Raw genomic sequence first — 11,870 nt, 5'->3', positions numbered from 1 at the left:
AAAAAGCTTGAAAGCGAAAAGTTAAAGAGCTATTTACTTTTCAACTTTAAAAACTTTCAACATTAAAACTTAAAAGAAAATGCAAACTTTTAGAACAGAAATAGAAAATCCAGTTGTTGAAAACGAAATTTTAGAATTAGCTAAAAAAATCGAATTATTCAATACAGGAAAAATTGATGAAGAAAAATTTAGAAGTCTTCGTTTAGCTCGTGGTATTTACGGTCAGCGTCAAGAAGGCGTTCAAATGATTCGTATCAAATTACCTTACGGAAAAGTAAAAAGCAACCAATTACGCAGAATTTCTGATGTGTCTGATGAGTATTCTCGTGGTCGCTTGCACATTACAACGCGTCAAGATATCCAAATTCATTATGTGGATTTAAACAGAACCCCAGAATTGTGGTCTGAATTGGATAAAGACGATATTACCTTAAGAGAAGCGTGTGGTAACACGGTGCGTAACGTAACCGCTTCAGAATTGGCAGGCATTGATCCAAACGAACCGTTTGATGTGTCGCCCTATGCCGATGCCTTATTTCGTTTTTTCTTAAGAAATCCTATCTGTCAAGAAATGGGACGTAAGTTCAAGGTGTCTTTTTCATCTTCTGATGAGGATACCGGACTTTCGTACATGCACGATTTAGGTTTCATCGCTAAAATTGAAAACGGTGTTCGTGGGTTTAAAGTGATGATTGGTGGTGGCTTAGGCTCGCAACCACGTCATGCCGACGAGTTATATAGTTTCTTGCCTTCAGATAAAATTATTCCTTTAATGGAAGGTGTGTTACGTGTTTTCGATCGTTATGGCGAACGTAAAAGTCGTGCGAAAGCGAGAATGAAATTCTTAATAAAAGATATCGGTTTAGATGCTTTTAAAGAATTGGTTGAAGATGAACAAAATGCAATCGAATTTAAAACGGTTGCTATTGATGCAGATGCATATGTAGCCTCAAAACCAGTTTCGGTTGAAGCACCTCAAGTAGAAATTAAAGATCAAGAAGCTTTTGAACTTTGGAAAGCAACTAACTTAATTCCTCAAAAACAGGAAGGTTTTGTAGCTATCGGTATTAAAGTGCTTTTAGGAGATTTTTATACAGATAAAGCACGTTTATTGGCCAATTTAGTAGAAAAATATGCAGCGGGCGAAATTCGTTTGTCGTTGCGTCAAAATATAGTTATTCCTTTTGTTAAGGAAAATTTAGTGCCTTTTTTCTATACCGAATTAGAAAAATTAGGCTTCGTTGAAGCAGGTTATAATAAAGCGGTTGATATTACAGCATGCCCTGGGACCGATACGTGTAATTTAGGTATTGCAAGTAGTACAGGTATTGCAGATGAGTTGGAGCGTGTTATAAAAGCTGAATACCCACAGTATTTAAAAAACGACGATGTGGTTATTAAAATTAGTGGCTGTATGAATGCTTGTGGGCAACACAATATGGCAAATATTGGTTTCCAAGGGATGTCTGTGCGTACTCCAGATAAATTGGTAGCACCAGCTTTACAAGTGTTATTAGGTGGCGGAAATTTAGGAGATGGTAACGGATTGTTTGCTGATAAAGTAGTAAAAGTACCAAGTAGAAGAGGACCAGAAGCGTTACGCAGAATTTTAAACGATTATGAAGCAAATGCAGAAGATAAATCGTTTGTAGATTACTATAAAGTAACTGGCGACAGATATTTTTACGATTTGTTAAACGATCTTCAAGATGTTTCAAATTTAACCCAAGAAGATTTTATCGATTGGGGAACTGAAGAAAAATACGAGAAAGAAATTGGTATTGGCGAATGTGCTGGTGTCGTTATCGATTTAATCGCGACTTTGTTTTTTGAGAGTGAAGAAAAAATTGGAAACGCACAAAAATCATTCAACAACAAAGTGTATTCAAGTGCTATTTATCATGCGTATACGTCCATGGTGAATTCTGCAAAGGCCATGTTGTTGGCAGAAAACAAAAGCACCAATACACATGCAGGTATTGTAAGTCAGTTTGATGAATTGTTTGTAGAAAGTGGTAAACTTAATTTAGGTACTTCTTTTTCAGAATTGATTTATCAAATAAACAAAAATGCACCTACTGAGGCATTCGCATCTAATTATATAAAAAGTGCAAACCAGTTTTTAGAAAAAGTAAGAGCTTTTAGAGATGCAGATACAAAGCTTGAAAACAAAACGGTTTAAATACAGATTATGAGTTTGATAACCCCAAAATTAACGGTTGTAGGTGCAGGTCCAGGCGATCCAGATTTAATTACGCTTAAAGCAATTAAAGCGATTGAGTCTGCCGATGTGATCTTGTACGATGCGCTTATAAACGAAGAACTTCTTAAATATGCTTCGGCAAAAACGGAACTTATTTTTGTGGGGAAGCGCAAAGGGTGTTATGCTTTTCAGCAAGAACAAATTAACGAACTCATTGTAAACAAGGCTAAGGAAAAAGGACATGTAGTACGCTTAAAAGGTGGCGATCCCTTTATTTTTGGAAGAGGTGCAGAAGAAATTGATTATGTGAGAACTTTTGGTTTAGAAACCTATGTAGTGCCAGGTATATCATCATCTATTGCAGTACCTGCATATCAAGGTATTCCGTTAACAAAACGTGGTGCTTCCGAAAGTTTTTGGGTAATAACAGGAACTACCAAAGCACACCAGTTGTCTGATGATGTTGCTATTGCGGCAAAATCAACAGCAACGGTTGTTATTTTAATGGGGATGGGCAAGTTAGATGAAATTGTTCAAATTTTTTCAGAAGAAAATAAGCAGGATACACCTGTAGCCATCATTCAAGAAGGTACTACCGAAAACGAAAAATTTGGTTTTGGAACTATCAGCACGATTAGCAAAGTTGTGGAAGAAAAACAGTTGGCAAATCCAGCAATTATTGTTATTGGCGATGTGGTGAAAGAGCGTGTTCAATTAACAACTATTTATAAAGAATTAAATAAAGCATAACCCTAGGCTTCATTATGGAAAGGAATAATTTATATCCTATTTTTTTAAAGTTAAATAGTCTTAACGTGCTTATTGTGGGCGGAGGGAATGTAGCCGAAGAAAAATTAACGTTCCTGTTAAAATCAAGTCCAGATGCTAAAGTAACTATGGTGTCGCCTATGTTCAGGGAAGGGACTATTGAACTTGCAAAAAAAGGTGACGTTAAGTTGTTAAAAAGACGCTACAGTAAGCGTTATTTAAAAGGAAAGCACATGGTTATAGCAACTACCGATGTGCCTAGTGTAAATGTAAAAGTGCATAAACACTGCCGAAAGCGCAGTATTTTAGTGAATGTTGCCGATAACCCACCGTATTGCGATTTTTATATGGGTGGTATTGTAACAAAAGGCAATGTTAAAGTGGCTATTTCGACCAATGGAAAGTCGCCAACAACTGCCAAACGTTTGCGTCAGTTTTTTGAGGATGTGATTCCAGAAAATGTAGACGATTTGGTTAAAAATTTAAACGAATACAGAAAAACAATAAAAGGTGATTTTGAACAAAAAGTGGAAACACTTAACGAATTTACCAAAGGATTAATTGAGAAAAAATAAAGAAGACCTACAAGGTTTTTAAAACCTTGTAGGTCTAAATTACAAACAAAATGATTAAAACAGATATACTTATAATAGGTGCTGGACCAACGGGATTATTCACAGTTTTTGAAGCAGGATTGTTAAAACTTAAATGCCATTTAATTGATGCATTACCACAACCAGGTGGACAATGTTCAGAAATTTATCCAAAAAAACCTATATACGATATTCCAGGATTTCCAGAAGTATTAGCTGGTGATTTAACAAAAAATTTGGTAGAGCAAGGAAAACAATTTGAACCTGGGTTTACCTTAGGTGAGCGAGCCGAAACCATTGATAAATTAGAAGACGGAACTTTTATTGTTACTACCAATAAAGGAACAAAACACCATGCGCCGGTAGTAGCTATTGCTGGAGGTTTAGGTTCATTTGAACCTAGAAAACCAGGATTGGATAACCTAGATATTTATGAAGATAATGGGTTAGAATATTTCATTAAAGATCCAGAAGTATACAGAAATAAACGCGTCGTGATTTCTGGTGGAGGAGATTCTGCTTTAGATTGGAGTATTTTTTTAGCCGATGTTGCTTCTGAAGTAACTTTAATTCACAGGAGAAACGAATTTAGAGGTGCTTTAGATTCTGTTGAAAAAGTAAGTGAGTTGAAAAACTTAGGTAAAATCAATTTAATAACACCAGCCGAAGTTACAGAACTACATGGTGATGGTAAAATTGAAGCTCTTACAGTTAGTAAAGAAGGTGAGGAGTTTCGTTTAGAAACAGATCACTTTATTCCATTATTCGGTTTGTCTCCAAAATTAGGGCCTATTGGTGACTGGGGGTTAGAAATAGAGAAGAATGCCATAAAAGTTGATAATTCATTAAATTATCAAACAAATATTCCAGGTATATTTGCAATTGGTGATGTGAATACTTATCCTGAAAAATTAAAGTTAATTCTTTGTGGTTTCCACGAAGCTACTTTAATGTGTCAGGCAGCTTACAGAATCATCAATCCAGGAAAAAAGTATGTATTAAAATATACAACCGTTAGTGGTATTGATGGTTTTGATGGCTCTAGAAAAGAAGCGCCTAAAGCTGTGGTACAGTCCATTCAATAAAAAAGTTTTTTTTAGAAGTCTTTTATTGTTGTAAATTTCAACATTGAATAACGACAACCAATAGATAATTAAAAAGTAGTTGATATGGATCCATGCCAAGAGTTAAACGATAAATTGATTCAAAAAAAATATAATGTGCGTTTAAAAGATGTTGTAAAAACATTTACAAAGCGTTTATTTTATTATGTTTTTGACGAACATGAAAATGAACTTCAATCATTAAAAAAGACGTTTTTAGACATTGCAAATAATCTAGATATTAATGATGGCGAAGCTATTTGGAATGCGTTTCAAGGTAAGTTTCAAGCCATCAGAACAAAATTAGATTTAGATGCTATTGCGGTGGTGAATTTCGACCCAGCAACTAAAAGTTTAGAAGAAGTTTATTTAGCATGCCCAGGGTTTTATGCCATTTCAATTTACCGTTTAAGTCATGAATTGTATGTGCAAAATGTGCCTATCATTCCTAGGATGATGAGTGAGTATGTACATGGTATTACAGGTATCGATATCCATCCCGGAGCTACTATTGGCGATTCGTTTTTTGTGGATCACGGAACGGGAATTGTTATTGGCGAGACTTCCATCATAAAAAATAATGTAAAGATTTTTCAAGGAGTTACTCTTGGTGGTATTCAAGTGAAGAAGAGCTTGGAATCTACCAAACGCCACCCAACTATTGAAGATAACGTAACTATTTACGCCAATGCTACCATCCTTGGGGGCGATATTTCTATTGGTGCAAATAGCACCATTGGTGCCAATGTTTGGATTACCGAATCGGTTCCAGAAAATTCATTAGTTACTTACCAAACCGAAATAAAAATCAGACCCAAAAAGAATGGCATCCGTTAAAGGTATTTTAGATCAAATAGGCAACACACCACTTGTAGAGGCAAGTCATCTTATTAAAAAAAAAGGCGTGAAGCTGTATCTGAAGCTTGAAGGCGATAACCCTGGCGGAAGCGTTAAAGATCGTGCTGCTTTTAATATGATTAATGAGGCCTTAAAACGAGGCGATATTAAAAAAGGAGACTATTTGGTAGAAGCAACAAGTGGTAATACAGGAATTGCTTTGGCATTTATAGCCAATTTATTGGGAGTACATATGGTATTAATCATGCCTGAGAATTCTACCGAAGAACGCGTTAAAACCATGCGAGCGTATGGGGCTGAGGTAATTTTAACATCAGCAGATGGTGGCATAGAAGGTTCCAGAGATTTGGCGTTTCAATTAAGAGACGAAAAAGGGTATACCTTGTTGAATCAATTTGAGAACGACGATAACTGGAAAGCACATTACAAAACCACAGGTCCTGAAATTTGGAGAGACACCGATGGCGAAATTACACATTTCGTGTCGGCAATGGGAACTACAGGTACTATTATGGGAACATCAAGGTTTCTGAAAGAAAAAAATAAAAACATCACCATCGTTGGGGCACAACCTGAAGATGGTGCTAAAATTCCAGGTATTAGAAAATGGTCACCCGATTATGTGCCTAAGTTTTTCGACCGCTCTAGAGTAGATGTTGTTGTGGATGTTAGCGAAGAAGATGCCAAAACCACAACCCAGCGATTGGCAAAAGAAGAAGGTGTATTTGCAGGAATGAGTAGCGGAGGTGCTGTATATTGTGCTTTAAAAATAGCTGAATCTATTGATGAAGGTGTTATTGTAGCCATTATTTGTGATAGAGGCGATCGCTATTTGTCTTCAACATTATTTGAATAAAATCAGCCGATTTTCATCAATTTACTGTGAATTTAAAAAAATGTGAGGTATTTTTGCCCACGAGTTCATAAACGTATTAAATATGTTATCAAGAAAGGTAGAGGGAATAGACCCGTTGAAGCCTTGGCAACCTCCCAAATTTTGGGAAAGGTGCTACGTTCTACTAGTGTTTTTAATACTAGAAAGATAACGAAAAGTGTATCTTTTACTTTTCTTGATGACATACAGATATAAAAAATATCAAAATGTCAAACATACATAAAGCTTTACAAGACCGTATTTTAGTACTAGATGGTGCTATGGGAACCATGCTTCAGCAGTATAAATTTACTGAAGAAGATTTTAGAGGCGAGCGTTTTAAAGATTACCCAACACCATTACAGGGGAATAACGATTTGCTTTCTATTACCCAACCTGAAGCTATTAAAACCATTCACGCAAAATATTTTGAAGCTGGAGCAGATATTGTTGAAACCAATACATTTTCGGGTACAACCATTGCTATGGCAGATTACCAAATGGAAGATTTGGTGTATGAACTAAACTTTCAATCGGCTAAAATAGCCAAAGAGGTTGCTGATGAATTTACAAAGCGCGAACCGAACAAGCCACGTTTCGTAGCAGGATCTATTGGACCAACAAACCGTACGGCAAGTATGTCGCCCGATGTTAACGATCCTGGATATAGAGCAGTAACTTTTGATGAATTGCGTATTGCGTACAAACAACAAGTTGAAGCGTTGATTGATGGAGGTGCCGATTTATTGTTGGTGGAAACTGTTTTTGATACATTGAATGCCAAAGCAGCATTATTTGCCATTGAAGAAGTAAAAGAAGAAAGAAACATAGATATTCCAATTATGTTAAGCGGAACCATTACCGATGCTTCCGGTAGAACCTTATCAGGGCAAACCGCCGAAGCTTTTTTAATTTCGGTATCACACATCCCGTTATTATCCATTGGATTTAACTGTGCTTTGGGAGCTAATTTATTGCAACCCCATTTAGAAGCTATTGCCAATAAAACTGATTTTGCTATTTCTGCACACCCGAATGCAGGCTTGCCAAACGCGTTTGGAGAATATGACGAAACTGCTGAAGAAATGGGTGAGCAAATTGAAGAATATTTAAAGAAAAATTTAATCAATATTATTGGTGGTTGCTGTGGTACAACACCAGAGCATATTAAAGTAATTGCAGATATTGCTGCAAAATATAAACCTCGTCAGCATGCTGTCACCCTGAGCGCAGTCGAAGGGTCACATTAAAAAAGTGATATGAAAGAGAAGATTGAAAGAAAATACATGAGACTTTCAGGATTAGAACCACTAATCCTAAACGAAAACAGCAATTTTATTAACGTTGGAGAACGTACAAACGTAGCTGGATCTCGTATGTTTTTACGATTGATTAAAGAAGAAAAATTCGACGAAGCGTTGCAAGTAGCGCGTCATCAAGTAGATGGCGGTGCCCAAATTATCGACATCAATATGGACGACGGACTTATAGATGGCAAAGAATCTATGGTGCGTTTTTTAAATTTAATTGCTGCTGAGCCCGATATTTCTCGTGTACCTATAATGATTGATAGTTCTAAATGGGAGATTATTGAAGCAGGTCTTCAAGTCGTGCAAGGTAAATGTGTGGTGAATTCCATTTCCTTAAAGGAAGGCGAAGACAAATTTATTTGGGAAGCAAAACAGATAAAAAGGTATGGTGCCGCAGTTGTTATTATGGCTTTTGATGAAGTTGGGCAAGCGGATAACTATGAAAGACGCATCGAAATTTGTAAACGCTCGTACGATATTCTAGTTAATAAAGTAGGCTTTCCTTCCGAAGATATTATTTTCGATTTAAACATATTTCCTGTAGCAACAGGAATGGACGAACACCGCAGAAATGCCATCGATTTTATTGAAGCCACACGTTGGGTACGCGAGAATTTACCAAACGTTAGTGTGAGTGGTGGTGTAAGTAACGTATCGTTTTCGTTTAGAGGAAACGATGGTGTTCGCGAAGCGATGCACTCGGTGTTTTTATACTATGCCATTCAAGCGGGTATGAATATGGGTATTGTTAATCCTGCACTTTTAGAGATTTATGATGATATTCCAAAAGATTTATTAGAGCATGTAGAAGATGTCATATTAGACAGACGCGACGATGCTACAGAGCGTTTATTAGACTTTGCTGAAACGGTAAAAGGTTCTAAAGTTGAAAAAGGGGTCGATTTATCCTGGCGAGAAAACCCAGTTCAAGATAGAATTACACACGCATTGGTAAAAGGTATTGATGCGTTTATTATAGAAGATGTAGAAGAGGCGAGATTACAAGCCGAAAAACCCATTGATGTTATTGAAGGGCATTTAATGATTGGAATGAACGTTGTAGGCGATTTGTTTGGAGCGGGAAAAATGTTCTTGCCACAAGTTGTGAAATCGGCGCGTGTAATGAAAAAAGCTGTTGGTTATCTAAATCCGTTTATTGAAGCCGAAAAAGGTGATTTACAGGAACCCGTTGGTAAAGTGCTAATGGCAACTGTAAAAGGTGATGTGCACGATATTGGAAAAAATATTGTAAGCGTTGTATTAGCCTGTAATAATTACGCTATAGTTGATTTAGGGGTTATGGTACCACCAGAAAAAATCATAGCAGAAGCCAAAGCACATAATGTAGATGCTATTGGGTTATCAGGATTAATCACACCATCACTAGATGAAATGGTGTATTTGGCAAAAGAAATGGAGCGTCAAAATTTCACGTTGCCATTGCTTATTGGAGGAGCTACAACCTCCAAAGCACACACAGCTGTTAAGATTGATCCACAGTACAAAAATGCGGTGGTGCATGTAAATGATGCTTCCAGAGCGGTAACGGTTGTGGGTGATTTATTGAACAAGAAAACATCCAACGAATATGTTGCCAATTTAAAGAAAGATTACGATGAATTCCGAACCAAGTTTTTAAAACGCGGTAAAGAGAAATCATATATTTCAATTAATGAAGCGCGTAAAAGAAAATATAAAATAGATTGGGAAACTTCTGAAATTGTAAAACCTAACGAAATAGGTGTTCAAGTTTTAAAACAATTAAGTTTAAAAGAATTGGAACCTTTTATAGATTGGAGTCCGTTTTTTAGAAGTTGGGACTTGCATGGGAAATTCCCGGATATTTTAAGCGATGATGTTGTTGGTGAACAGGCTACCATTATGTATCATGAAGCGCAAGCTATGATTAAAGAAATCATCGCGAAGCAATTGTTGAAACCAAGAGCGGTTTTCGGATTGTTTGAAGCTAACAGCATCAATCATGATGATATTTCGGTTCAGAAAAAAGGAAATGAAATAGCTATTTTTAGAACTTTGCGCCAACAATTAAGCAAGCGTGAAGGTATTCCAAATATTGCTTTAGCAGATTTTATTGCACCAAAAGAAACAGGGAAAACCGATTATATGGGGGCTTTTTGTGTTGCTATTTTTGGCGCACAAGAACTTGCAGATAGTTATAGAGCCAAAGAAGATGATTATAATGGCATTATGGCTCAAGCCATTGCCGATAGGTTTGCTGAAGCTTTAGCGGAGTATTTACATAAGCAAGTACGAACTAAGCACTGGGGGTATGCTGCAGATGAAGATTTAACCAACGATGATTTAATTAAAGAAAGTTATAAAGGTATTCGTCCGGCACCAGGTTATCCAGCATGTCCAGATCATTTAGAAAAGGAAACCATTTGGGAGTTGTTGGAGGTTGAAAAAATAATAGGAGTCACCTTAACCGAAAGTTTAGCCATGTGGCCAGCAGCAGCGGTTTCGGGGTATTATTTTGGAAACCCAGAAGCGAAGTATTTTGGTTTAGGAAAAATTACAGATGACCAAGTAACTGATTATTCAGTGCGTAAAGGCATCACCAAAGAAAAAGCTAGAAAATGGTTGCACCCAACTATTGCAGATGAGTAAGAAGCTCCACTTAGCCTCTCCATTTGGACTGCGCCCAATGCAGGCTTGGGAAGGAACTGTTGCGGTTTATACCTCACAGGTTTTTAAAACCTGTGAGGTCTGGTAAAAAAATGATATGAAAGATAAATTTATAGAACTAACATTAGGTAGTTACATTATTTCTCATGGTTATAATACCAAGAATAAAGAAATGATGGAACATATTCCTTCGGATACTTTTTCGAAGAAATTACTGCCTATTTCAAGAATTAAATCGATTAGCGAGAAATATATTTTAACCGATTATGTGAATGGACGATGGATTTATTGGGAGTATAAAGAAGATTATGAAGCGTTGAAAAAACTGTTGGTTTAGTCTGCGTTAGCGATTGCAGCGGCATCCTTTTTTGAGACTATCGAGACCAAAATATATTTTGGTAGAAGATATCGAAGCGCAACTTTAAAAAAGATATAGCGAAAAGCGCGACCCTTGTGGTAACGCCAAAAAAGTATTAATATTGAAGAGGATTCCGCGATAAGTTGGAATGATAAAATAGAATAATGAAAGTAACAGATCACATAAAAAAAGCCAACGGAAAAACATTGTTTTCGTTTGAAGTAGTACCGCCTCAAAAAGGGAAAAATATTCAGGATTTGTATAATAATATCGATCCGTTAATGGAGTTTAAACCGCCGTTTATTGATGTAACTACGTCTAGAGAAGAGTTTATTTATGTTGATAAAGGTAACGGACTTTTTGATAAACGTATTACCCGTTTGCGCCCCGGTACGGTTGGAATATGTGCATCTATTATGCATAAGTATAATATTGATGCGATTCCGCATTTGTTGTGTGGTGGCTTTACTAAGGAAGAAACCGAGTATGTTTTGGTAGATTGCCATTATTTAGGTATTGATAATGTGGTGGCATTGCGTGGAGATTCTAGAAAGGATGAGCCGTACTTTATTCCAACTGAAGGAGGGAACTGTTATGCCAGCGAATTGGTGCAGCAAATTGCTGACTTAAATAACGGTAAATATTTGCACGATGAAATTGAGGTGGAACACAATTACGATTTTTGTGTAGGTGTTGCCGGTTACCCGGAAAAACACATGGAAGCGCCTTCGTTTCAAACAGATTTAAAACGCCTAAAAGCAAAGGTGGATGCTGGTGCCGATTATGTAGTAACGCAAATGTTTTTTGACAATAAAAAGTATTTTGACTTTGTTGATGAAGCTAGGAAAATTGGAATTACTGTGCCTATTATTCCAGGTATTAAGCCGATTGCTGTAAAGCGCCATTTGCATATATTACCACAGGTTTTTAAAATAGATTTGCCAGAAGAACTTATTGAAGCGGTAGAGGCCTGTAAAGATAACGTTGCTGTAAGGCAAGTTGGCATTGAGTTTGCTATTCAACAATCTAAAGAATTAAAAGCAGCAGGTGTGCCGTTTTTACATTATTATTCGATGGGTAAAAGCGATAATATAAAAGCCATTGCATCGGAGTTGTTTTAATCAATACGTTGTTTTTGCGTTACAGCAAATTTGTTA

The 11,870-nt window shown here is 36.6% G+C and carries 10 protein-coding genes and 1 riboswitch; all 10 genes read left to right on the top strand.

Annotated features, from left to right (window positions below; genetic code table 11):
- The first annotated feature begins 79 nt into the window (after positions 1-79).
- The 10 genes from VP395_RS13080 to metF all read left to right on the top strand — a co-directional run bounded on the left by VP395_RS13080 (position 80) and on the right by metF (position 11,834).
- Positions 80-2,182, top strand: coding sequence for a HEPN domain-containing protein (locus VP395_RS13080; protein WP_346242467.1), 2,103 nt, complete (start codon positions 80-82; stop codon positions 2,180-2,182).
- Between the two features lie 9 nt (positions 2,183-2,191).
- The gene (cobA, locus tag VP395_RS13075) at positions 2,192-2,953 is read left to right on the top strand and encodes a uroporphyrinogen-III C-methyltransferase (protein ID WP_346242466.1); all 762 of its coding nucleotides are present in this window, start codon (positions 2,192-2,194) and stop codon (positions 2,951-2,953) included.
- A 14-nt stretch (positions 2,954-2,967) separates the two neighbouring features.
- Positions 2,968-3,546, top strand: a complete 579-nt coding sequence (locus VP395_RS13070) for a precorrin-2 dehydrogenase/sirohydrochlorin ferrochelatase family protein (protein ID WP_346242465.1) — start codon at positions 2,968-2,970, stop codon at positions 3,544-3,546.
- 50 nt (positions 3,547-3,596) lie between these two features.
- Positions 3,597-4,649, top strand: coding sequence for an NAD(P)/FAD-dependent oxidoreductase (locus VP395_RS13065; RefSeq protein ID WP_346242464.1), 1,053 nt, complete (start codon positions 3,597-3,599; stop codon positions 4,647-4,649).
- Positions 4,650-4,733: 84 nt separating this feature from the next.
- Positions 4,734-5,504, top strand: coding sequence for a serine O-acetyltransferase EpsC (gene epsC / locus VP395_RS13060; RefSeq protein ID WP_346242463.1), 771 nt, complete (start codon positions 4,734-4,736; stop codon positions 5,502-5,504).
- On the top strand, positions 5,491-6,381 hold the full coding sequence (cysM, locus tag VP395_RS13055) for a cysteine synthase CysM (protein WP_346242462.1): 891 nt from the start codon (positions 5,491-5,493) through the stop codon (positions 6,379-6,381). The genes epsC and cysM overlap by 14 nt, the downstream gene beginning before the upstream one ends.
- A gap of 82 nt (positions 6,382-6,463) precedes the next feature.
- Positions 6,464-6,574: riboswitch (SAM riboswitch) on the top strand.
- A 52-nt stretch (positions 6,575-6,626) separates the two neighbouring features.
- The gene (locus VP395_RS13050; protein ID WP_346242461.1) at positions 6,627-7,649 is read left to right on the top strand and encodes a homocysteine S-methyltransferase family protein; all 1,023 of its coding nucleotides are present in this window, start codon (positions 6,627-6,629) and stop codon (positions 7,647-7,649) included.
- A 9-nt stretch (positions 7,650-7,658) separates the two neighbouring features.
- Positions 7,659-10,337: a methionine synthase gene (metH, locus tag VP395_RS13045; RefSeq protein WP_346242460.1), complete on the top strand. Its 2,679-nt coding sequence runs from the start codon at positions 7,659-7,661 to the stop codon at positions 10,335-10,337.
- A gap of 115 nt (positions 10,338-10,452) precedes the next feature.
- Complete coding sequence (locus VP395_RS13040; protein ID WP_346242459.1) at positions 10,453-10,692, top strand: hypothetical protein; 240 nt, start codon at positions 10,453-10,455, stop codon at positions 10,690-10,692.
- A 185-nt stretch (positions 10,693-10,877) separates the two neighbouring features.
- Positions 10,878-11,834, top strand: a complete 957-nt coding sequence (metF, locus tag VP395_RS13035) for a methylenetetrahydrofolate reductase [NAD(P)H] (RefSeq protein WP_346242458.1) — start codon at positions 10,878-10,880, stop codon at positions 11,832-11,834.
- Positions 11,835-11,870: the final 36 nt, after the last annotated feature.

Origin of the sequence: Mariniflexile soesokkakense, assembly GCF_039650365.1 — a bacterium.
GTDB classification, from domain to species: Bacteria; Bacteroidota; Bacteroidia; order Flavobacteriales; family Flavobacteriaceae; genus Mariniflexile; species Mariniflexile soesokkakense.
This window is presented reverse-complemented; position numbering and strand designations above follow the sequence as displayed.